This is a genomic window from Pseudomonas paraeruginosa, from assembly GCF_003025345.2.
Lineage (GTDB): Bacteria > Pseudomonadota > Gammaproteobacteria > Pseudomonadales > Pseudomonadaceae > Pseudomonas > Pseudomonas paraeruginosa.
Map to the genome: position 1 here is coordinate 55,129 of NZ_CP020560.1, position 19,926 is coordinate 75,054.

Annotated in this window: 23 protein-coding genes and 2 pseudogenes; 17 read left to right on the forward strand and 8 right to left on the reverse strand. The window is 59.6% G+C overall.

Annotated features, from left to right (window positions below; all coding sequences use genetic code 11):
- Positions 1 to 133: 133 nt before the first annotated feature.
- From B7D75_RS29480 to B7D75_RS29280, 6 genes are all read left to right on the forward strand, one after another.
- Complete coding sequence (locus B7D75_RS29480; RefSeq protein WP_185269326.1) at positions 134 to 841, forward strand: hypothetical protein; 708 nt, start codon at positions 134 to 136, stop codon at positions 839 to 841.
- On the forward strand, positions 838 to 1,188 hold the full coding sequence (locus tag B7D75_RS00235; protein ID WP_107113617.1) for a DUF596 domain-containing protein: 351 nt from the start codon (positions 838 to 840) through the stop codon (positions 1,186 to 1,188). Before B7D75_RS29480 ends, B7D75_RS00235 begins: the two co-directional genes overlap by 4 nt.
- Before the next feature lie 115 nt (positions 1,189 to 1,303).
- Positions 1,304 to 1,606 carry a DNA/RNA non-specific endonuclease gene (locus tag B7D75_RS29485; RefSeq protein WP_260394489.1) on the forward strand — a complete coding sequence of 101 codons (303 nt, stop codon included), beginning with the start codon at positions 1,304 to 1,306 and terminating at the stop codon, positions 1,604 to 1,606.
- 110 nt (positions 1,607 to 1,716) lie between these two features.
- Positions 1,717 to 2,043, forward strand: coding sequence for a hypothetical protein (locus B7D75_RS00245; RefSeq protein ID WP_071549150.1), 327 nt, complete (start codon positions 1,717 to 1,719; stop codon positions 2,041 to 2,043).
- Between the two features lie 412 nt (positions 2,044 to 2,455).
- On the forward strand, positions 2,456 to 3,157 hold the full coding sequence (locus tag B7D75_RS00250; protein ID WP_107113618.1) for a transposase: 702 nt from the start codon (positions 2,456 to 2,458) through the stop codon (positions 3,155 to 3,157).
- Positions 3,158 to 3,264: 107 nt separating this feature from the next.
- Positions 3,265 to 3,468 carry a hypothetical protein gene (locus tag B7D75_RS29280; protein ID WP_124082740.1) on the forward strand — a complete coding sequence of 68 codons (204 nt, stop codon included), beginning with the start codon at positions 3,265 to 3,267 and terminating at the stop codon, positions 3,466 to 3,468.
- Positions 3,469 to 3,624: 156 nt separating this feature from the next.
- On the opposite strand, the pseudogene B7D75_RS29660 reads toward B7D75_RS29280, so the two are convergent.
- Positions 3,625 to 3,947 (reverse strand): annotated as a pseudogene (locus B7D75_RS29660) (IS4 family transposase); the annotation flags it as partial.
- A 49-nt stretch (positions 3,948 to 3,996) separates the two neighbouring features.
- On the opposite strand from B7D75_RS29660, the gene B7D75_RS29285 reads away from it, so the two are divergent.
- From B7D75_RS29285 to B7D75_RS29290, 7 genes are all read left to right on the forward strand, one after another.
- Positions 3,997 to 4,455, forward strand: a complete 459-nt coding sequence (locus B7D75_RS29285; protein WP_162600461.1) for a DUF6911 family protein — start codon at positions 3,997 to 3,999, stop codon at positions 4,453 to 4,455.
- A 145-nt stretch (positions 4,456 to 4,600) separates the two neighbouring features.
- Positions 4,601 to 5,293, forward strand: coding sequence for a transposase (locus B7D75_RS00255; protein WP_107113619.1), 693 nt, complete (start codon positions 4,601 to 4,603; stop codon positions 5,291 to 5,293).
- 528 nt (positions 5,294 to 5,821) lie between these two features.
- The gene (locus B7D75_RS00260) at positions 5,822 to 6,220 is read left to right on the forward strand and encodes a hypothetical protein (protein WP_107113620.1); all 399 of its coding nucleotides are present in this window, start codon (positions 5,822 to 5,824) and stop codon (positions 6,218 to 6,220) included.
- Between the two features lie 515 nt (positions 6,221 to 6,735).
- The gene (locus B7D75_RS00265) at positions 6,736 to 7,443 is read left to right on the forward strand and encodes a transposase (RefSeq protein WP_107113621.1); all 708 of its coding nucleotides are present in this window, start codon (positions 6,736 to 6,738) and stop codon (positions 7,441 to 7,443) included.
- A 62-nt stretch (positions 7,444 to 7,505) separates the two neighbouring features.
- On the forward strand, positions 7,506 to 7,748 hold the full coding sequence (locus B7D75_RS00270) for a CPCC family cysteine-rich protein (protein ID WP_071537290.1): 243 nt from the start codon (positions 7,506 to 7,508) through the stop codon (positions 7,746 to 7,748).
- Positions 7,749 to 8,433: 685 nt separating this feature from the next.
- Positions 8,434 to 9,126 (forward strand): transposase, encoded by a 693-nt coding sequence (locus tag B7D75_RS00275; protein ID WP_058174775.1) that lies wholly within the window; start codon positions 8,434 to 8,436, stop codon positions 9,124 to 9,126.
- A gap of 57 nt (positions 9,127 to 9,183) precedes the next feature.
- The gene (locus B7D75_RS29290; RefSeq protein WP_124082743.1) at positions 9,184 to 9,429 is read left to right on the forward strand and encodes a hypothetical protein; all 246 of its coding nucleotides are present in this window, start codon (positions 9,184 to 9,186) and stop codon (positions 9,427 to 9,429) included.
- Between the two features lie 404 nt (positions 9,430 to 9,833).
- Here B7D75_RS29290 and B7D75_RS00280 read toward each other — a convergent pair.
- Positions 9,834 to 10,923 (reverse strand): annotated as a pseudogene (locus tag B7D75_RS00280) (MgtC/SapB family protein).
- Positions 10,924 to 11,405: 482 nt separating this feature from the next.
- On the opposite strand from B7D75_RS00280, the gene B7D75_RS00290 reads away from it, so the two are divergent.
- Genes B7D75_RS00290 through B7D75_RS00300 form a run of 3 tightly spaced genes read left to right on the forward strand, consistent with a single transcriptional unit; the run spans position 11,406 to position 13,138 of the window.
- Entirely contained in the window at positions 11,406 to 12,092 is a 687-nt protein-coding gene (locus B7D75_RS00290; protein ID WP_003154010.1) for a CsgG/HfaB family protein, read from the forward strand.
- Positions 12,093 to 12,122: 30 nt separating this feature from the next.
- Positions 12,123 to 12,476 (forward strand): DUF4810 domain-containing protein, encoded by a 354-nt coding sequence (locus B7D75_RS00295; protein WP_003154012.1) that lies wholly within the window; start codon positions 12,123 to 12,125, stop codon positions 12,474 to 12,476.
- On the forward strand, positions 12,473 to 13,138 hold the full coding sequence (locus tag B7D75_RS00300; protein ID WP_003154014.1) for a DUF799 domain-containing protein: 666 nt from the start codon (positions 12,473 to 12,475) through the stop codon (positions 13,136 to 13,138). The genes B7D75_RS00295 and B7D75_RS00300 overlap by 4 nt, the downstream gene beginning before the upstream one ends.
- A gap of 14 nt (positions 13,139 to 13,152) precedes the next feature.
- Here B7D75_RS00300 and B7D75_RS00305 read toward each other — a convergent pair whose 3' ends face one another.
- The 6 genes from B7D75_RS00305 to osaR form a co-directional block, all read right to left on the reverse strand.
- On the reverse strand, positions 13,153 to 13,569 hold the full coding sequence (locus B7D75_RS00305; RefSeq protein WP_003154016.1) for a helix-turn-helix domain-containing protein: 417 nt from the start codon (positions 13,567 to 13,569) through the stop codon (positions 13,153 to 13,155).
- Between the two features lie 390 nt (positions 13,570 to 13,959).
- The gene (locus tag B7D75_RS00310) at positions 13,960 to 15,621 is read right to left on the reverse strand and encodes a hypothetical protein (protein WP_107113622.1); all 1,662 of its coding nucleotides are present in this window, start codon (positions 15,619 to 15,621) and stop codon (positions 13,960 to 13,962) included.
- Positions 15,622 to 16,155: 534 nt separating this feature from the next.
- Positions 16,156 to 16,584 (reverse strand): cupin domain-containing protein, encoded by a 429-nt coding sequence (locus B7D75_RS00315; protein ID WP_107113623.1) that lies wholly within the window; start codon positions 16,582 to 16,584, stop codon positions 16,156 to 16,158.
- A 264-nt stretch (positions 16,585 to 16,848) separates the two neighbouring features.
- Positions 16,849 to 17,397 carry an RNA 2'-phosphotransferase gene (locus B7D75_RS00320; RefSeq protein WP_107113624.1) on the reverse strand — a complete coding sequence of 183 codons (549 nt, stop codon included), beginning with the start codon at positions 17,395 to 17,397 and terminating at the stop codon, positions 16,849 to 16,851.
- A gap of 38 nt (positions 17,398 to 17,435) precedes the next feature.
- Entirely contained in the window at positions 17,436 to 17,942 is a 507-nt protein-coding gene (locus tag B7D75_RS00325; protein WP_011979077.1) for a DUF1993 domain-containing protein, read from the reverse strand.
- 65 nt (positions 17,943 to 18,007) lie between these two features.
- On the reverse strand, positions 18,008 to 18,928 hold the full coding sequence (gene osaR / locus B7D75_RS00330; protein ID WP_053816461.1) for an oxidative stress response transcriptional regulator OsaR: 921 nt from the start codon (positions 18,926 to 18,928) through the stop codon (positions 18,008 to 18,010).
- A gap of 107 nt (positions 18,929 to 19,035) precedes the next feature.
- Between osaR and B7D75_RS00335 the strand changes: the two genes are divergently transcribed.
- Positions 19,036 to 19,923: an MBL fold metallo-hydrolase gene (locus tag B7D75_RS00335; protein ID WP_033997725.1), complete on the forward strand. Its 888-nt coding sequence runs from the start codon at positions 19,036 to 19,038 to the stop codon at positions 19,921 to 19,923.
- The last annotated feature ends 3 nt before the right edge of the window (positions 19,924 to 19,926 follow it).

The following is a 19,926-nucleotide window of genomic DNA, read 5'->3' on the forward strand; positions in this document are numbered from 1 at the left end:
CATGCGTTGCCTGTTTCCGGCTCGCCCTACAAGGACAAGCTCCAGCTGCAACTGGGCGTGGGTTTGAGCGCAGAGCCGATGGCGGCGCTGAACCCCGCCGGGCTTGATCAGCTACGGTCAGGCAGCGAGTTCCTTGACCGAGTACATGCGCAAGAACGGGGCGACAGCCGAGGATATCACCCAGGCGCAACGTGATCTGGCCCAGGGACAGGGCTTCGATGGCGTACAGCCAGCGAATGAGTTCATCAAGGCCTGGGGCGAGGCCATGGTTGCGGAGGCTGCCGGCCTTGGGATTGTTGCGGGGTTGGGTAGGTTTGGGTTGTGGGTTGGGAAAGGGGAGCAGGCTGCAAAAGCGACTGGGAATCCGGTAGTTGATGCTGAAAAAGCTGCCCTGGACCGCATTGCACAGAACCCCAAAAGCCCTGATCTGGCAGGCAAGCAGCCTGGCACTGTGCTGCAAACGCAATCACAGAAGAGAATTGATGATCTCGCTGTGCAATACAACACCAAGTCAATTGAGCCGAAGGATTTTCAATTGAATTTGGGTGGTAAGGTATTGAAGACCGATCCTCAGGTTAGCAAGGGGGCACCGGTCTATATGGGGGCTACCACATCCGATGTGATGTCTTACTTTAGGCAGTTGGCTGGGGTTGAAAATATGCCTGCAGCTAAAGTTATCCCTGGGAAGGGGGCAATATATACAGCCAAAACTGACGCCGGAGCTCGAATAACCCTTCGAGACTTTTCCACGTCTTCGCAGCAGACGGGGGCTTCTTGGACTATAGATGTTATGGATAAGTCCATTAATGGCGGAAGAATGGTGGAGATCAAGTTCAAATGATTAGAGATATCTATGAGCCGGTGTTGCGAAGCGCATTTGGGCTCTCAATGGGCGTTATATGGCAGCATATGACGGTTGAGCTTCTTGATTCGTCTGTTGAGTACGTGCACCGAGTTAATCTGTTCTTCTCTCTGATGGAATGTTTGATGTTGGAGGGGAATATAAAGCTTGCGCATGATGGCCTTTTCCTTGTTGGTACTATCCAAGATCAGTTAAACGTGCTCAAGGACGCGTGGCCTGAATATCCCGGCGAAGACGATCTTGATGGCTTCGGGCTTTGGTTTGTCACAGAGGCCCCTGCTGGGGTTGTATGGATAGACTCGGATGGGAAGGAGTTTTGGACGTAGTTTTTAAATTCAGGCTGCTGCAAAAGGAACTGGAACGGCGCTGCGTGAAGTAGAAGTTAGCTCTGGCAGCAAAGGGGCATGGACTAAGGAACTCAACAAACCAGAGCCGAACACGATTTATAAAGTGGACGGGAAAAAGACCTATCAGACAGATAGTCTTGGGCGTGTTGAGAAGGTTGAGTCCAACCTCTCGCTGACGAAGAGTGACCGGAATACTTATCAGCAGTGCATTGCTGGTAAATGCGGGGTTAGTGGCGATGAAAGTGGCCACCTGATTGCAAGTATCTTCAATGGGCCAGGTGAGAAGTTGAACCTGCTTCCCATGAATGGGAACTTGAATAAAGGTGCCTGGAAGTCCATGGAGAACACTTGGTCATCTGCGCTCAAGCAAGGGCAGATGGTCAGTGTGAAAATTTAGTCTGTCTATTCTGGCTCATCTGTGCGTCCTGATAGATTTACTGTCAGATACTCTATTGATGGTGGTCGCCCTGTCATTGTCGATTTCAAAAACTCACCGGGTGGTATTTGATGGGCGATCAAGAGTTATATCAGAAAATTGGAAAGCTTTTAGTAGATGCTGGCCCAGCGGATGCTAGGGAAATAATAGTTCGGGCGGAGCTTTTCTCAGAGGGCGATGGAGGGAAGTATGAGTTTGACTATGTTGATCAGTCTGGTGAATTCAACTGGTTTGATCCGGATGGGCGTGCTGTAGGGGATTTGACAGAGTTGCTGGTCCAATTGCGCGATTATTTTTCAGCCAACAATTTGACCGCTGGAGAGGGGGGGGCTGGATGTGTAATTAAATTACACGTTGATGAAATGAAATTTGGTATTGAATTCAACTACGGTAAGTAGTGTTGTTTTCAATAAAAATAGCCCCGGCACTCCCGGGGCTATTGAATCGGTGGTGACAGTGGCGAAACGTTCAGTTCTGGGCGTGACTGCCCTATGATCGGCCTTAGCCATGGTCAGCTCCTTCTTAGCTGCTTGTGGTTAGCGGGCCTGCACCTACGGCCCGCGTCTTTTTCGCCGAATAAAAGGGCCAGATTTGAATGGCACTTACTTAAGCGCTAAGCGATTGATTCAGAAAAGAAAGGCTGCTCTTGGTCTACGGTGATAGTTGCGAACACACACCGAGCCCAAGGAGCAACCCAGATAGAATAAAGAGAATAAAGGGGACAGAGAATAAAGGGGACAGATTTATTTTCCCTACTCTAATTTTCTAAGCAAGGAGGCTCCAGCGCAGACGCCGTAAGGAGGTTCCGCGATGCCTAGGCAAGGGCGAGTGGTTTTACCGAATTATCCGCTTCACGTGGTCCAGCGGGGACACAATCGGCAAGTGGTATTCGCCGAGGACGAGGACTACCAGCGTTACCTCTCCGATCTACGGGACCTCAAGGATGCCTTTGGTATCAAGGTCTACGCATTTTGCCTGATGACCAACCATGTCCATCTGCTCTTGGCGCCTGGTGATTCGCTGTCTGGCTTGGCGCAACTGATGAAAACGGTGGCGGCGCGCACGACACGATATCGGAATCGCCTGGAGGGCCGTTCCGGAACGTTGTGGGAAAGTCGCTATAAATCGAGTGTCTTACAGAGCGATGCCTACCTGCTGGCGTGTTGCCGGTACATCGAACTGAACCCTGTTCGGGCGCGGATGGTGGACGATGTGGCGGTCTATCCCTGGTCAAGTTATGGGCTGCGGGCGGATTGGTTGAAGGAGCCAAACTGGTTGGATACGGATCCCTGCTTCATTGAGCTAGGTCAGACGGCCGAAGAGCGATATCGGCGATACGTAACGTTCGTGAAAGAGGCGATATCGGCCGAGGAATTGAAGCTGATTCGCGAGGCGGTTCAGCGTGGACAACTGACGGGCAATCAACGGTTCGTGGACGAGATCGAGCGGGTAGCCGGGGTGAGAATAGAGCGGCGTGGGCAAGGGCGGCCGAGATTAGAGCAGGGAAAATAAAACTGTCCCCTTTTTCCAAGTGCACAAGCAGGGCGTGAAGTTAACTTTATGATTTATGATTCTGCGGCAACGGCTGCAAGCCGCGCTCCGAGCTTGGTACTTCCAAAATGATTGCATATGACTTGTACGGAACGAAAAATCTCAGCCTTTTGCTGGCAAGAGAGCATATAGAGAAAATTTTTGGAGTGTCTCTTGATGAAAGAAATAGTTTTTATCAAGGAGGGGATTGCTACATGCTTGGCAGTAATGATTCGGAGAATTTTATTCTGAAAGCCAATCTTGACCCTCTTGATGATGAACCAGTAGAGTGAAATTTTCCTGACTACCCTATTTTGCTCTATATAAACGCCACGACACGTTCATCTGCCATAGAGGGGGTAATCAAGAAGGGTGCATGCTTTAAGCTGCTCAGGCATGAAATGTTCTAGGAATGAAAGAACAAAGGGGACAGATTTGAATGGCAGTAACTTAACCCTTTTCGGATGACCGTGTTTCTTGATCGCTGCCCGAGCAGATTGACGTGTACAGGTCAGTAATGGGTAGGGCTTTGGACTTCGCTTGAGGGCTCTGGGTTCAACTCGCCCGGAGCGATTGCCTACACGCTGTTGCGCGACCAGAACCAGCAGGCCTCGAAGAGTCGTACCTCCGTCAGGATCATCGTCGAATTGCCGCCACGCCAGCCATAGCTGGAGGCTGTGCTTGAAGCTCAATTCACGGGGAGTCAGTCAGCCATCAAGGCCGATTGCGCCATGATCAGGCGAATCAGGCTGTGTGCCAGCAGGTAAATCCAGAACGGGGAAAACTTTCACTTGGACACGTGGTATTGATGGGTGGCGATAATGATACTTGATTATGAAGATGATTTGGAGCCGGTCCTTGAGTTGCACTGCGGTGACAATTCTGCCTCCTCTCTAGCGGTAGTGGTTGAGCAGCCAGTCTGGGAAAGCATAGAGAAAGGAATAGTTAACTCATTTAAGTTTGGCGGATTTGTAAGGGTAGAGGTTATTCGTCCGAAAAAATCTTTTGTTCGTCAGCTAAGTATGAAGTCTTTGCCTGGAAGGTTTAGGGTAAATATACTGACTCGTTCAACTAACCCTAAAGAAGAATATCTTGAGTGGTGGGAGTTGGATGAGTCCCCTTATAGAGGGATGATAAAATTTGGTGATGATGATTTCGACTCCAGAACTGTATGTACAGATATATCAATAGCTGAAGCGGTTTTTAAAGAGCTTTATGAAAAAGGCGATCTGGATGTGGGTCTGTCTCAAATGCGTTCGCCCTGGAATCCCAAGCCATGACCACAAATAGACCACGAGCAGCAAAGGGGGCAGATTTATTTTCTGCCACTCTAAATCTAAAGAATAAAGGGGACAGATTTATTTTCCCTACTCTAATTTTCTAAGCAAGGAGGCTCCAGCGCAGACGCCGTAAGGAGGCTCCGCGATGCCTAGGCAAGGGCGAGTGGTTTTACCGAATTATCCGCTTCACGTGGTCCAGCGGGGACACAATCGGCACGTGGTATTCGCCGAGGACGAGGACTACCAGCGTTACCTCACCGATCTACGGGACCTCAAGGATGCCTTTGGTATCAAGGTCTACGCATTTTGCCTGATGACCAACCATGTCCATCTGCTCTTGGCGCCTGGTGATTCGCTGTCTGGCTTGGCGCAACTGATGAAAACGCTGGCGGCGCGCACGACACGATATCGGAATCGCTTGGAGGGCCGTTCCGGAACGTTGTGGGAAAGTCGCTATAAATCGAGTGTCGTACAGAGCGATGCCTACCTGCTGGCGTGTTGCCGGTACATCGAACTGAACCCTGTTCGGGCGCGGATGGTGGACGATGTGGCGGCCTATCCCTGGTCAAGTTATGGGCTGCGGGCGGATTGGTTGAAGGAGCCAAACTGGTTGGATATGGATCCCTGCTTCATTGGGCTAGGTCAGACGGCCGAAGAGCGATATCGGCGATACGTAACGTTCGTGAAAGAGGCGATACCGGCCGAGGAATTGAAGCTGATTCGCGAGGCGGTTCAGCGTGGACAACTGACGGGCAATCAACGGTTCGTGGACGAGATCGAGCGGGTAGCCGGGGTGAGAATAGAGCGGCGTGGGCAAGGGCGACCGAGATTAGAGTAGGGAAAATAAATCTGTCCCCTTTTTTCGTCCCTACCTGCTCTCGGAGTTGGGGGGCGCGGCGGCTATGGCGCTTCTTGGAGGGAGGGGGAGTGTTGGAGCGGGTTCGACAGGTTCTGTTCCGAATATTACTGAGCGGGGCACGTTGGTTAATCTGCGACCTAATGATGTTGCTATTGCACAGCGACCAGTAAGAACGCTTGTACAAGATGAGTCTGGTCGCTACTGGCTGAAAACCTCAACCGGAAAGAGAATAACGCCATCAGGTTCATATGATTTTGTAACGATGCCAGATGGAAGTATTCGGGTTGCCAGGCCGAATGTGAATCAGGACTTTTCAACCCACCTTGGGCTGAGTGGTGGTGGAGAGGTTAAATATGCGGGCTCTGTACGATTCGGGAATAATGACGGTCCAAGTAGAGGAAAAATAACTCAGTGGACTAACAATTCTGGGCATTACCAACCGCCTGCAGCTTTAAGTAGTAATGCTGGGTTGCCGCAGAGCCTATTTAATCCGAGGTAGATCAGATTATGGATGAACGGCAGAAAGTATTATGTGCACAGCTTGTTAAAATGGGATCTGAGCAGGCTGCCGAATGGTTAATAAACAGATATCCGGTAGACTCCATAGATTATGGCGAGGCTCTGTTGTTGATCCCGCATCGATCTTGGAGGCGATCCGACCAGAAGCGACTGGCTCAGCATTATTTTAGAAAATTGCCTTTCTCTGGTGCGGGAGGGTATGAGGCGTTTGCTTCATTTATGTCTGTAAAGACTTTTCTGGATTGTGTTAGGGAACGCTTGCCAATGAGCGCTTCTGATGCAAGCTTGCTGCTGTATTACTTGATCCCAGTCCTTAACAAATTTGCAAAAAACGAATCTGATCGACAGCTTATTATGAATTTTTTAAATGAAATACGGCCCTCATGATCATACTGGTTTGCTACAATCCGCTGCTCTGCTGGGCCTGCTGTTGTAGAAGTAAAAAATAAAGGAAGAATAAAGGGGGCAGATTTATTTTCTCTACTCTAATCTTCTGAGCATGGAGGCTCCAGTGCAGATGCCGTAAAGGAACTTCGCGATGCCTAGGTAAGGGCGCATGGTTTAGCGAGTTATTCGCTTTGAGTGGTTCGGCGTGGGCGCAGTCGCCGAAACTAGAGTAGTAAAAATAAATCTGTCCCTTTTTCTAAAGCGACTGGTGCAAAAGCAACAGGCGGGAAGCCCACCGTTGAGCTGTTCGGCGGGAAGAATGCGCAGACTCCCGGCGCAATAAACGTAGATATCCGCGCCGATATTCAATCAGGCATCCGTGCTGATGCGACGAAATTGCCTTTCAAAGACGGATCGCTACACATAAAGGCACATAAAGGGGACAGATTTATTTTCCCTACTCTAATTTTCTAAGCAAGGAGGCTCCAGCGCAGACGCCGTAAGGAGGCTCCGCGATGCCTAGGCAAGGGCGAGTGGTTTTACCGAATTATCCGCTTCACGTGGTCCAGCGGGGACACAATCGGCAAGTGGTATTCGCCGAGGACGAGGACGAGGACTACCAGCGTTACCTCTCCGATCTACGGGACCTCAAGGATGCCTTTGGTATCAAGGTCTACGCATTTTGCCTGATGACCAACCATGTCCATCTGCTCTTGGCGCCTGGTGATTCGCTGTCTGGCTTGGCGCAACTGATGAAAACGCTGGCGGCGCGCACGACACGATATCGGAATCGCCTGGAGGGCCGTTCCGGAACGTTGTGGGAAAGTCGCTATAAATCGAGTGTTGTACAGAGCGATGCCTACCTGCTGGCGTGTTGCCGGTACATCGAACTGAACCCTGTTCGGGCGCGGATGGTGGACGATGTGGCGGCCTATCCCTGGTCAAGTTATGGGCTGCGGGCGGATTGGTTGAAGGAGCTAAACTGGTTGGATATGGATCCCTGCTTCATTGAGCTAGGTCAGACGGCCGAAGAGCGATATCGGCGATACGTAACGTTCGTGAAAGAGGCGATACCGGCCGAGGAATTGAGGCTGATTCGCGAGGCGGTTCAGCGTGGACAACTGACGGGCAATCAACGGTTCGTGGACGAGATCGAGCGGGTAGCCGGGGTGAGAATAGAGCGGCGTGGGCAAGGGCGGCCGAGATTAGAGCAGGGAAAATAAATCTGTCCCCTTTTTTCTTTCTCTGTCCCCTTTTTTCTCGAATAGGCAGTAAGGAGAGCCCAGTGAGATATCCTTGCCCGTGCTGTGGATACTTAACTTTTGATGAGGAGCTGTGCGGAACTTATGAAATATGTCCCGTGTGTTACTGGGAAGATGACATTGCTCAGAATAAAGACCCTGATTATGATGGTGGTGCTAACGTGATAAGTCTGAACAATGCCAAAGAGAACTTTTTTAAATATGGAGCGATAAAGCGGGAATTTTTAAAAAACGTCAGGAAACCTTTGGATGACGAATCACTATGACCATAAGGGGTAAAGGAGCCCAAAGGGGGTAAGCCAAAAAGAAAAGATTTATTTTTACTACTCTAAGTCTAAAAGGCAGGTAGGCTTCCTCCTTTCAGTGATTTTCTGCTATTTGAAAATGCTAATGGTGGGCCAATAGACCCGACGACGGGTAAGCCACCGCAGCCACCGAAAGGGCTTTCTAAAGCTGAAAGGAAACAGTGGATTAGAGAAAGAACTCATATTGAGCAGGTAGACTAATGTTTGACTTATTAAGGCTTGTTATATACTTCCTCCCGCTTTGCATTAAAACTGTTGAGTGGGATGGTGATTCCTTGGTTATCTCTGGCGACAATTGGAGCTTTATCACTAGTAGTGCTTGGAGAATATCTCAAGGTAAAGAGCTATTGTTTGCATGTTGGGATGATCAAGTAGATACACGTACAGAAGGATTAGTAGGGCTTTCAATTGTTGATATGTCATGGGTTACGAGTGGCCAGCCTATTGATCCGTCATTTATCCTTTCTGATGGCAGAAGGCTAGATGTATTCTGTTCTTCCTTTTCTGAGCCTTGGGTGATGAATCTCCCGGATAATAGTGTTTATGTTGGAAATTCATAAAAGCATAAAGGGGACAGATTTATTTTCCCTACTCTAATTTTCTAAGCAAGGAGGCTCCAGCGCAGACGCTGTAAGGAGGCTCCGCGATGCCTAGGCAAGGGCGAGTGGTTTTACCGAATTATCCGCTTCACGTGGTCCAGCGGGGACACAATCGGCAAGTGGTATTCGCCGAGGACGAGGACTACCAGCGTTACCTCTCCGATCTACGGGACCTCAAGGATGCCTTCGGTATCAAGGTCTACGCATTTTGCCTGATGACCAACCATGTCCATCTGCTCTTGGCGCCTGGTGATTCGCTGTCTGGCTTGGCGCAACTGATGAAAACGCTGGCGGCGCGCACGACACGATATCGGAATCGCTTGGAGGGCCGTTCCGGAACGTTGTGGGAAAGTCGCTATAAATCGAGTGTCGTACAGAGCGATGCCTACCTGCTGGCGTGTTGCCGGTACATCGAACTGAACCCTGTTCGGGCGCGGATGGTGGACGATGTGGCGGCCTATCCCTGGTCAAGTTATGGGCTGCGGGCGGGTTGGTTGAAGGAGCCAAACTGGTTGGATATGGATCCCTGCTTCATTGGGCTAGGTCAGACGGCCGAAGAGCGATATCGGCGATACGTAACGTTCGTGAAAGAGGCGATACCGGCCGAGGAATTGAAGCTGATTCGCGAGGCGGTTCAGCGTGGACAACTGACGGGCAATCAACGGTTCGTGGACGAGATCGAGCGGGTAGCCGGGGTGAGAATAGAGCGGCGTGGGCAAGGGCGACCGAGATTAGAGTAGGGAAAATAAATCTGTCCCCTTTTCTTGTAAATTTATTGGATTTAGAGGGATGCAAAAATGAAGCTAAATTTGGTTTTTGAAAAAGTTGGAGATATTAATAGTGATTATCCATATCTTTGTGTATATAAGGAGGGGGAGAGAGAGCCTTTTATGGAGATATCAGTGAATCAAGAAAGAAAGATTGAGTTTGTTTTTTATTCTAGAGCTGATAATTTTTCCCTAAGCTCTGAAGAATTCTATGAAATATATGGTAGAGCGGAATCTTTTTTGCCCCAAGCTTTAGAGAATGAAGATTCACTGTAATGCTTAAATAAAGAGACTGGCTATAATGGGATGATTTATTTTTCTGGCTCTAGTTTTCTGAGCAAGGAGGCATCCGTGATGCTTAATTAAGGGCGAGTAGTTTAACGAGTTATTTGCTTTGAGCATAAAGGGGACAGATTTATTTTCCCTACTCTAATTTTCTAAGCAGGAAGGCTCCAGCGCAGACGCCATAAGGAGACTCCGCGATGCCTAGGCGAGGGCGAGCGGCTCCAGCGAGTTATCTGCTCACGGAACCTCGTGCTGCCCGGTCGGATCGATCTTTCTCGGCGGATCGACAAGCGACAGCCTCCCGTCATCCGCTTTCCATTTTTTCCGCCAAGCCTCGGGCTTCACAGCATGGCTCCGGAAAGGTCTGGTGGAGCGGTCCGAGTTTCCCCGGCGCCTCACAGCAGGATCAACAGCGCACCGACCAGCAGCCCCGCCAGGCTGAAGGGCAGCGTTAGCAGGGCCAGCCGCTTGCCGCCGACCAGCACGACCAGGCCGGCCTTGACCAGGCTGTTGCTCAGGGCGGCGAGGGCGATGCCGCGGCTGGCCACGCCGGGATCGAGTTCGCCCTGCGCTGCGCGGGCCAGGGACAGGGTGATCGCGTCGACGTCGGCGAGGCCGGAGAGCAGCGCGACCGCGTAGATGCCGGCATCGCCGAACAGTCGCCGGCCGGCCTCCACCAGCAGCAGGATCGCGCTGAGCAGGGCGGCGAAGCGCGCCGATCTCGACGAGGATGCGCGGGAACATCAGCGCCGAGGTCGCCAGGAGGCCGCACGCCAGCAGCGCGTCGGGCATGCGCTGGCGCAGGCGCGCCAGGGTCAGGGTCATCACCGTGGAGGACACCAGGCCGCCGAGCACCGCGGTCAGCAGCAGGCCCTTGCGCGAGCCGACCAGGCGGATGGCCAGGTAGGCGGAGAAGCCGAGGGCGGCGATCAGCACCACCATCCACCAGGTCAGGTAAGGGTTGAAGAACGCCCAGGGGCCGTAGCCCCGGTCGGGCAGCACCGGCAGCAGGACCACGGAGATGAACAGCAGCTTCAGGGTGCCCGACAGCTCCTCGGCGGTCAGGCGCTTCAGCACGGCGTGGAGTTTGTCCTTGAGGCTCAGCAGCAGGGTCAGCACGATGCCGCCGGCGGCGGCCATCAGGCGCTGCTCGGTGAGGGCGAGGCTGCCGAGCAGGAAGGTCGTCAGCAGGGCGATCTCGGTGGTCATGCCCTGGTCGCCGCCTCGCCTGACGTCGCTCACGTAGCCGGCCACGACCAGCGCCGCCAGGGCCAGCAGCAGCGCCACCCAGACCGCGCTGCCGAGTTCGCCCGCGAGCAGGGTGGCGAAGCCGCCGAGCAGGCCGACCAGGCTGAAGGTGCGGATGCCGGCGATCTGCCGCGTATCTTCGCGGTCGCGCGCCTGCCAGCCGCGCTCCGCGCCGATCAGCAGGCCGATGGCGAGGGCCGTGCACAGGCTCAGCAACAGATCCAGGGAAAGCGTCATGCTCGATTCCATTCGCCGGAAGAGAAGATGGCAAGATGCCTGTGGGCACCATAGCAGCAGACGACCCCGCGGTGTTTTCCAACCTGGGGCATCCGGTCGAAGGTGTAGCGCTCCCCCGGGGGCCCGGCTTCCTTCGTATAAGCGAACGAGATGCAATCAGAATTCCCCGAATATGTTTCCTGCATAACGAAACGACCGGGGCAACTGTGGTAACTTTGCCGCCCACCGAGATGGCCTATTGATGGCGCATACGGTTCGTGCATCGCACGATCCTTTCGGATTTCCAAAGGCCGGCCGGGAGCGCCGGTTGTTCGACGCATTCGTATTTCAAGGAAAGAAATCGTGGCCACCCCATTTCGCCCCTTGCCTTGGCGCGCCGCCATGCCGCCCGGCCTTCCTCGACTTTCACTACGCCCTCTTTTCCGCACTCGGGACGGCTGGAAACCGTTCCGTGGCGCCAGCGTTTTTTCCAGGAGAACCCCATGAGTCACAGCGCCAAGAAAGCACTACTGCCGCTCCTCGCCGCCGCCACCCTGGCCGGCCTGGCGGGCTGCGCCACCGAGACCTCCACCGCGTTGCCGGTACAGCAGGTCGAGAGCGTCAACCGACCCTACAGCGGCGTGCGTTCGCCGATCGCGGTGGGCAAGTTCGACAACCGCTCCAGCTACATGCGCGGGATCTTTTCCGATGGCGTCGACCGCCTCGGCGGCCAGGCTAAAACCATTCTCATCACCCACCTGCAGCAGACCAATCGCTTCAACGTGCTGGACCGCGACAACATGAGCGAGATCCAGCAGGAAGCGGCGATCAAGGGCCAGGCCCAGCGCCTGAAGGGTGCCGACTACGTGGTGACCGGCGACGTCACCGAGTTCGGCCGCAAGGAAGTCGGCGACCGCCAGCTGTTCGGCATCCTCGGCCGCGGCAAGTCGCAGATCGCCTACGCCAAGGTGGCGCTGAACATCGTCAACATCTCTACCTCGGAGGTCGTCTATTCGACCCAGGGCGCTGGCGAGTACGCCCTGTCCAACCGCGAAGTGATCGGCTTCGGCGGCACCGCCAGCTACGACTCGACCCTCAACGGCAAGGTCCTCGACCTGGCCATGCGCGAGGCGGTGAACAAGTTGGTCAACGCGGTCGATAGCGGCGCCTGGAAGCCACAGAACCAATAATCCACTAGAAACCAGGGAATCACGGCACACATGAGCAAGACGATCACATGGACGGCGGCGCTGCTGGGGAGCATGGCGCTGGCCGGGTGCAGCGGACCGAAGACGCTGTACCAGTGGGAGGGCTACCAGGCCCAGGTCCATGAATACTTCAAGGGTGAATCCAAGGAGGCCCAGGCGCAGGCGCTGGAAGCCGACCTCGAGAAGATCCGGGCGAAGAACGGCGCGGTGCCGCCGGGCTATCACGCCCAGCTGGGGCTGCTCTATTCCAGCCTCGGCAAGGACGACCAGATGGTCCGCGAGTTCGAGACCGAGAAGGCGCTGTTTCCCGAGTCGGCCACCTACATGGACTTCCTGCTGAACAACGCCCGTGGAGGTGCCCGTTGAAGCTCGCCCGACTGTCCGGCCTGGTGGCCGGTTTCACCCTGCTGGCCCTGCTCGGCGGCTGCGCGCCGACCAAGAGCGTCGACTACTCGGCGTTCAAGCAGGCCAAGCCGCGCTCGATCCTGGTCCTGCCGCCGCTGAACGAGTCGCCCGACGTGAAGGCGACCTACAGCATGCTCTCGCAGGTCACCTTCCCGCTGGCCGAGGCCGGCTACTACGTGGTGCCGGTGGCGCTGGCCGACGAGACCTTCCGCCAGAACGGCCTGACCAGCGCCGGCGACGTGCACCAGGTGTCCCCGGCCAAGCTGCGCGAAATCTATGGCGCCGATGCGGCACTGTACGTCACGGTGAGCGACTACGGCACGCGCTACATGGTGATCAGCAGCGCGACCATCGTCACCGCCAGCGCCAGGCTGGTCGACCTGCGCTCCGGCACCACCCTGTGGACCGGCACGGCGACCGCCTCCAGCGAGGAGAACAACGGCGGCAACAACGGCGGCCTGGTGGGCATGCTGATCACCGCGGCGGTCAAGCAGATCATCAACAGTTCGGTGGAGGACGCCGGTTACCCGATCGCCGGGATGACCAGCGCGCGCCTGCTCTCGGCCGGCCAGCCGGGTGGACTGTTGTATGGCCCGCGCTCGCCGAAGTACGGCAGCGACTGAAGCGCGCGCCGAGGCTACGGCGGCGCGTCCGTGGCCTCGGCGCGGTTCGCCGGACGCACCGGTGGTGGCGGCGCCCCGGGCGCTGGCCGGGGCTTCGCTGGCAGGTTGCGCTTGGCCATGTACTGGCGGATCAGCTCGTCGAGCAGCGCGCGGATGGCGCGCCGCTCGTCCAGCCGCAGACGGCCGATGGCCTCGAACTGCAATTGCAGGTCTGCCTGCAGCGCCCGCCGTTCGCCGCGGTCGCAGATCAGCCAGTCGAGGGACACCCCGAAGCGTCCGGCGAAGGTTTTCAGTACCGCCAGCGACGGCTGCCCGCCTTTGGTCTCGAAGTGGCGGAACTGGCTCAGGGTGACGCCCAGCCGCTCGGCCATCTGCCGTTGGGTCAGGGCGTTCTGCCGGCGCAGGCGCAGGACGTTCTGCGAGAAGCTCATGGATATCTCTCCGGGTCAGGGCAAGTCGTGCCAGCGTCGAGGTGGTGCGAGCGTTGGCGGTTGTCTCCATCATCCGGCGTGGCGATTCGGGCTTCTGCCCTACCGTTCCGATGCGGGCCTGGGAAAGCGCCGTGTCGCGCGTCCGGGGTTTCCTTGCTCCAGTACAGACTCACCCCGCGGGCCCTCGCGTCGCTCGTGCGGGTCGCGGCAGCTGCGCTTGTGCGCGGCGCGACCGGATGCCGGCCGGGTCTCAGGCGGTGGACGCGGCCTCGCTTTTTCCGGCGCTCTTCTCTGACCTGCCGTGCTGGACTGGCGGGGGAAGGTCCTGGCCTCCGGGCTGGCGGCGGGAAGGCGCCGGCGCGTGGCGCGGAGCCTTCCACCTGGCGTCGGTTAGTCCGCTTTCGCGCCCTGCGCCAGGGCGTTGCCGACGCCCACCAGCAGCGCCCGGGTCTGCGCCACGATGGCGCTGCGGTAGGCCTCGTAGCGGGCGTCGCTGATGGCGTTGTCGTTGCGTGCGCCGCCGCCGCTCGCCGGTGAGCCGGTGTAGTAGTTGTTCATTACCGGGACATGGATATGGCCGGCGGGGATGTCCAGGCCGAACGCGTCGCGCAGCACGGTGTTGCGATAGGCGCTCTCGTTGGACAGGTAGTCGCCGCCGCCGCCGTTGCGTGCGCAGATCCGGCGGTTCGGCGGCAGGACCAGGGCGGGGTCGGGCATCGCGTTCATCACCCCGTTGCTCGGTACGCTCTCGGTTTGCGGGTTGGCGCAGTCGGGGAAGAAGGCGTAGTTGGTGTGCCAGGTGACGTCGAAGCCTTCCGCGGCCTGGCTGGTGGCCCCCGGCGGTCGCTCGATGCCGCGCCAGGTATCGGCGGCGAGCAACTGGCGGACCGGCAGCGAGGCCCTGGAGAACTGCGCCGGCAGGTTCCGTCGCCAGTGGCTGGCGCTGTCGTAGCCGAGCCAGCGGCGCGGCGGGTTGATGTTGCAGCCGGAGCCGGGCAGGGAAATCGGCGCGCTGCCAGGGTTGGTCACGCTGCCCAGGGGCAGCACGTAGTTGGGCAGCGCCTTGTCGGCGGGGCAGTAGACGATGCCGTCGTTGCCGGCGGAGGAACCGTGGAAGCGGCCGTTCCAGGCTTCCAGCCAGAACTGGTTGGCGCCGCCCTGGCTGATGGTGATCGAGGCGTCGACCCGCCGCGGGCCGGGGCGGAACCAGGGGCCGAGGGTGTCTTCCTGCATGCCGCGGTTGAACGGGTCGTAGCTGACCGGTAGCAGGTAGGCCTCGATGCGCAGCAGGCTGCCGTCGCTCAGGCGGATCTCGCGGCCGTCCAGCGCCAGGGCGGTGGCGCCCGAGGGATTGCCGTTGCGCAGGCCGGTGTTCGGCGTGCCGGGAGCGCCCAGGGTGAAGACGTCGAAACCGCTGATGATCATGCGCCGGTAGCGCGAGCCGTCGGCGGCGTAGCGGCGCGGCAGGTCGATGTCCAGTTGCCCGCGCGAGGCGCGTTCGAAGCGCCATTGCAGCGCCTGGGCCTGGGCCTGGCTCAGGCGGAAGGACGGTGCCCACTGGCGCAGGGTGCGGGTCATGTAGGTGCGCGTCCAGTAGAGCATGCGGTCGTCGCTGGCCGGCAGCGCGCCGGCGGGGATGGCGCGGCGGCCCTGGACCCGGTCGACGGCGGCGCGCCACAGCGCGCGGCCCTCTTCGGTCACCAGTTTCAGCGCCTTGGCGTAGCTGGTGACAGGAGTGCGGCCGTTGTCGGCGCACAGGCGTCTGGCGAAGGCCGGTTCGAAGCCGTCGAAGCCGGCGCCCTTGACGATGCGCTCGGCCAGCGGCGTCTGGTCATGGGTGACGACGTTGGCGCCGCTGAACGGCAGTGGCGTGTCGAGCCGGCGTTCCTCGTAGGAGAGCGGCGCGTCGCGGTTCCAGGCGCAGGCGACGCTGGGTGGCTTGCGGGCGGCGGCGCGCTCGCCGCTGGCGGCCCAGCTGGCGCCGGGCAGCAGGGCTGCCGCGACGGCCAGGGCGAGGAGGGGGTGTCGGCTTGCGAAACGGGCGTAGCGCATCGGTTGGACTCCTGTTCTTGTCCGGTACATGGGTCGATCGGTGCGGTGGGCGAAACGCGGGCGAGCGGCGTCCGCCGGCGCGGACGAAACGCGTGACCCGGTGGAACGCTTGCGGGTGGGGAACGGCTAGGGGGAGCGCGTCGCTGCGGGGCGGCTACGCGCGGAGAGCGGATTGCGTGGAGTGGCGGAAGCGCCGGGGGACGTCAGTTCCTTTGCCATGGATGCACCGATCGTTGTTCTTGCTGTTGTGGGGCGTCGGTGGGTGCACGGCCGGACTTCGCACCCGTGCGGCATTCTTGGAGGCGCCGGCGCGGGGCGTCCAACGAATTTATGTGGCCGCCGGGGATAGGAAAAGTTGATGGCGGACCGGTGCCGAAGCGCCCTGCCCCGGTGTTTTCGCCGGCGTTGCGGCAACCCACCATGGCGCGTGCGTCGACCGCGCTGGTCTTCGCTGGCCGGGGCCGTCGACCTGCGCATGCCCTTGCGGTAGTCCGCCTGTCTGCTCCGGGCATGCCGGGCGGCTCGCCAGGGCCTTCAACCGGCGGGCGTTTCGCCGCGGTCGCCGAGCCCGACCGGCATGCCCTCCACCCCCGCATGGAACAGCAACGCCTCCACCGGCTCGGCACCGGCGACCAGGCGATGGATGATATTCATCAGGCAGCCCGCCGCCTCGCCTTCCAGCACCCGGGTGTTCTGCGCGCCGTCGCGGGTCTCCAGGCGCAGTTCGCCCTTGAGCACGTAGAGCGCGCTGGGCATCGGATGGACCTGCCAATCCAGGCGTTCGTGGGCGGCCAGGCTCAGGCGCTGCACGGTGAGCTGCGGCTGGCCGAGGGGATAGCCGAGGTAGAGCGAGCCGTTCCAGGCGCAGCCGCTGCGCAGCAGGGTCTCGCGGTGCGGATGGGTTTCGGCCGGAAGGTCGCGGCTGGGTGGGAACACATGCACGTGGCTGGGGCGGAGGTCCATCGGGCGTCCTGCGCTTGTCGGTATTTTCCTTCAGTCAAGCCGGCTTTCGCCGCGCGCTCCACTGCCGCTTCTGCTAGGCGGCAGCGGGCCATCAAGGGGCGGTTGGTTCATCGCCAGGTGGCGGCCTCCTCCTTGAGCCTCGGCGTATCGGCGGATAACGCTGCGCGTTATGCGCCCTACGGTTTCCCGATGGGAGGCTTGGCGTTGGGTTGGGCGAATGGCCGTTTGCGGTTCCTCGGAGAAGGCCCCCGCAACGACGCCTTCTCAAGCCTCGCGGATGAACCGCACGGGCACCTGCCCGGCCAGCCAGACGCCGTTCTCCGCCTGGTGGAATAGGTGCCCGGCCAGGTGCATGTCGCGTGCGTCGACTTCCAGCAGCACCGGGCTGCCGTAGCGGCGGCCGACTTCCAGGGCGGTGGCGCGGCGGGCGGAGAGGTGGACGTGGTGGCGGCTGCCAGGAACCAGGCCGTGCTCGCGGATGGAGTCGAGGAAGCGCCGGGCGGTGCCGTGGTAGAGCACTGCGGGCGGGACCGCGGGGGCGTAGGCGATGGCCACCGCGGCATGCGAGTGGCCTTGCACGGCGCGGATGCGCTGGCCGTCGGCGGAGAAGGCGAAGCGCTGCTTGTCGTTGCTCCTGACCACCGCGCCGAGCAGCGCGCGGTCGAGGGCGCGGCCGTCCCGCGCCGCGCCGGCGATCAGGGCGTCGATGTCGGCCCAGCCTTCGCCGTCCAGCGTCAGGCCGATGGCCTCGGGCTGGTGGCGAAGGACATGGCTGAGGAACCTGCTGGTATCGTCGAGGGTTTTCCGATCCATTCCATGGTCCTTGTGCGTGCCATCCCGGCGCGGGAACCTCAGGCGCCGCCGAGGAAATCCATCTTGCCCAGTTCGACGCCGTTATGGCGGAGGATGGCGTAGGCGGTGGTGACGTGGAAGAAGAAGTTGGGCAGGGCGAAGCCGAAGAGATAGTCGCGGCCGTTGAAGCTGATCTCCTGGCCGCGCACCTTGAGGGTCACGTTGCGCTCTTCGGCGCCGTCCAGTTGTTCCTCGCGGATGCCCTCGAGGAACTCGACGGTGCGGGCGATGCGCGCCTGGAGTTCGTCGAAGGTGGTTTCCGTATCCGCGTAGCTCGGCACTTCCAGCCCGGCCAGTCGGGCGCCGGCACCCTTGGCGGCGTCGCTGGCGATCTGCACCTGGCGCGCCAGGGGGAACATGTCCGGCGCCAGCCGGGCGTCGATGAAGATGCGCGGATCGATGTTCTTCGCTTCGGCGTGGGCGGCGGCTTTCTTCAGGATCGCCGAGAGGTTGCCGAGGGTGCGCAGGAAGGTCGGGATCGAAGCCTGGTAGATCGACAGGGACATGGACGTGCTCCAGACAGGGGATAAAGGTGCGCCGAAGGCGGTGCGTCCAGCAGTCTACCCGGCTTTCACGCCAGCGCCAGCGGGCCCGCCTCGTCCCAGTGCGGATCGGCGGCCATCCGCTCGACCAGGAAGTCCAGCAGCGCCCGCAGCGCCGGTGGCATCTGCCGGCGCGAGGCATACACGGCGTGGATGCCGAGCACCTGTGGCGACCATTCCGGCAGCAGCGCCACCAGGCGTCCGCTACGGATCAGCGGGGCTGCCGAGTACAGCGGCTGCTGGCTGATCCCGGCACCGGCGGCGGCGGCCTCCAGCAGCACGGTGGATTCGTTGGCGCTGAGGCTGCCGCCCACCGGCACGCTGGTCGGCTCGCCATCGCGCTCGAACTGCCAGAGACTGCGGCCGAAGTAGGAGTAGGTCAGGCAGTTGTGCAGCGCCAGGTCCTCCGGGCGCCGCGGGGTGCCGTGGCGGCGCAGGTAATCCGGCGCGGCGCAGATCACCGAGCGGCATTCGCCGAGGCGGCGGGCGATCAGGTTGGGGTCGAGTTGGTTGGTGATGCGCAGGGCCAGGTCGATGCGCTCCTCCACCAGGTTGACCACCTGGCTGTTGACCTGCAGGTCGATGGCGGTGCCCGGAAAGCGCTCGACGAAGGCGGCGGCGGCGCGGGTCAGCCAGGCCTGGGCGAAAGACAAGCTGCTGGTGATGCGCAGGGTGCCGCGCGGGCTGTCGCGGCGGGTCTGGCCGGTGGCCTGCATGGAGTCGGCCACGGCGAGCATCTCGCGACACTGCGGCAACAGTTCCGCGCCGGCGTCGGTCAGGCTCAGGCGGCGGGTGCTGCGGTGCAGCAGGCGGGCGCCGACCCATTCCTCCAGCTCGGCGAGGTAGCGCGAGACCATCGCCCGGGACATGTCCAGGCGCTCGGCGGCGGCGGTCTGGCTGCCGCTGTCGATGACTTCGACGAAGACGCGGGTAGCGGTCAGGCGGTCCATGATTCGCTCGATCCATGCAACAAAGCTGTGATTATCGCGGGGCTTTTTGCGCGCTTTCAAGCAACTAACATGGCAAGCCTCTGATCCCACTGCCTGGAGAACCGCTCATGTCGCGCCATGGATTGCTTCGTTCCCTGTTCGCCGCCGCCGCCCTGCTGGGTGCCGCCGGCGTCTTCGCCGCCAGCGCCGAGCCGCTGCGGCTGGAAGTCTACAACCCCGGCGAGAAGGCGATCTTCGCCGTGTCCTCGGAACTGCTGGTGGGCCAGCGCGAGGCGATGCTGATCGACGCGCAGTTCTCCCGCGCCGACGCCGAGCAACTGGTCAAGCGTATCCAGGCCAGCGGCAAGACCCTCAGCACTATCTACATCAGCCACGGCGACCCGGATTTCTACTTCGGCCTCGACGTGCTGAAGGCCGCCTTCCCCGAGGCGAAGATCCTCGCCACGGCGCAGACCGTCGCGCACATCCAGGCGACCAAGGACGCCAAGCTGGCCTACTGGGGGCCGATCCTCAAGGACAACGCGCCGACCTCGCTGGTGGTGCCGGAGCCGCTGAAGGGCGACCAGTTGAAGCTGGAAGGCCATGCCCTGAAGGTGGTCGACCTGAAGGGGCCGAGCCCGGACCGCACGGTGCTGTGGATCCCGTCGCTGAAGACGGTGGTCGGTGGGGTGCTGGTGGAATCCGGTTCGCACGTCTGGACCGCCGATACCCAGACCAAGGCCTCGCGCCAGGCCTGGGTGGCGATGCTCGAGCGGATCGAGGCGCTGCAACCGCGCCGCGTGGTGCCCGGCCATTTCACCGGCGAGGAGCCGAAGGGCCTGGACGGCGTGCGCTTCACCCGTGACTACTTGAAGGCCCTGGAAGCCGAACTGCCCAAGGCCAGGGATTCCGCCGCGCTGGTCGAGGCGATGAAGCGCCGCTACCCGAACCTGCCGGGCGAGGAAGGCCTGGAGCTGAGCGCCAAGGTGCTCAAGGGCGAGATGCAGTGGCCCTGAGCC

Excerpts from the sequence above, each read along its gene's own strand:
- B7D75_RS00235 (WP_107113617.1), top strand. The coding sequence starts at position 838 with ATGATTAGAGATATCTATGAGCCGGTGTTGCGAAGCGCATTTGGGCTC.
- B7D75_RS00245 (WP_071549150.1), top strand. The coding sequence starts at position 1,717 with ATGGGCGATCAAGAGTTATATCAGAAAATTGGAAAGCTTTTAGTAGAT.
- B7D75_RS00250 (WP_107113618.1), top strand. The coding sequence starts at position 2,456 with ATGCCTAGGCAAGGGCGAGTGGTTTTACCGAATTATCCGCTTCACGTG.
- B7D75_RS29280 (WP_124082740.1), top strand. The coding sequence starts at position 3,265 with ATGATTGCATATGACTTGTACGGAACGAAAAATCTCAGCCTTTTGCTG.
- B7D75_RS29285 (WP_162600461.1), top strand. The coding sequence starts at position 3,997 with ATGATACTTGATTATGAAGATGATTTGGAGCCGGTCCTTGAGTTGCAC.
- B7D75_RS00255 (WP_107113619.1), top strand. The coding sequence starts at position 4,601 with ATGCCTAGGCAAGGGCGAGTGGTTTTACCGAATTATCCGCTTCACGTG.
- B7D75_RS00260 (WP_107113620.1), top strand. The coding sequence starts at position 5,822 with ATGGATGAACGGCAGAAAGTATTATGTGCACAGCTTGTTAAAATGGGA.
- B7D75_RS00265 (WP_107113621.1), top strand. The coding sequence starts at position 6,736 with ATGCCTAGGCAAGGGCGAGTGGTTTTACCGAATTATCCGCTTCACGTG.
- B7D75_RS00275 (WP_058174775.1), top strand. The coding sequence starts at position 8,434 with ATGCCTAGGCAAGGGCGAGTGGTTTTACCGAATTATCCGCTTCACGTG.
- B7D75_RS29290 (WP_124082743.1), top strand. The coding sequence starts at position 9,184 with ATGAAGCTAAATTTGGTTTTTGAAAAAGTTGGAGATATTAATAGTGAT.
- B7D75_RS00290 (WP_003154010.1), top strand. The coding sequence starts at position 11,406 with ATGAGTCACAGCGCCAAGAAAGCACTACTGCCGCTCCTCGCCGCCGCC.
- B7D75_RS00295 (WP_003154012.1), top strand. The coding sequence starts at position 12,123 with ATGAGCAAGACGATCACATGGACGGCGGCGCTGCTGGGGAGCATGGCG.
- B7D75_RS00305 (WP_003154016.1), bottom strand. The coding sequence starts at position 13,569 with ATGAGCTTCTCGCAGAACGTCCTGCGCCTGCGCCGGCAGAACGCCCTG.
- B7D75_RS00310 (WP_107113622.1), bottom strand. The coding sequence starts at position 15,621 with ATGCGCTACGCCCGTTTCGCAAGCCGACACCCCCTCCTCGCCCTGGCC.
- B7D75_RS00315 (WP_107113623.1), bottom strand. The coding sequence starts at position 16,584 with ATGGACCTCCGCCCCAGCCACGTGCATGTGTTCCCACCCAGCCGCGAC.
- B7D75_RS00320 (WP_107113624.1), bottom strand. The coding sequence starts at position 17,397 with ATGGATCGGAAAACCCTCGACGATACCAGCAGGTTCCTCAGCCATGTC.
- B7D75_RS00325 (WP_011979077.1), bottom strand. The coding sequence starts at position 17,942 with ATGTCCCTGTCGATCTACCAGGCTTCGATCCCGACCTTCCTGCGCACC.
- osaR (WP_053816461.1), bottom strand. The coding sequence starts at position 18,928 with ATGGACCGCCTGACCGCTACCCGCGTCTTCGTCGAAGTCATCGACAGC.
- B7D75_RS00335 (WP_033997725.1), top strand. The coding sequence starts at position 19,036 with ATGTCGCGCCATGGATTGCTTCGTTCCCTGTTCGCCGCCGCCGCCCTG.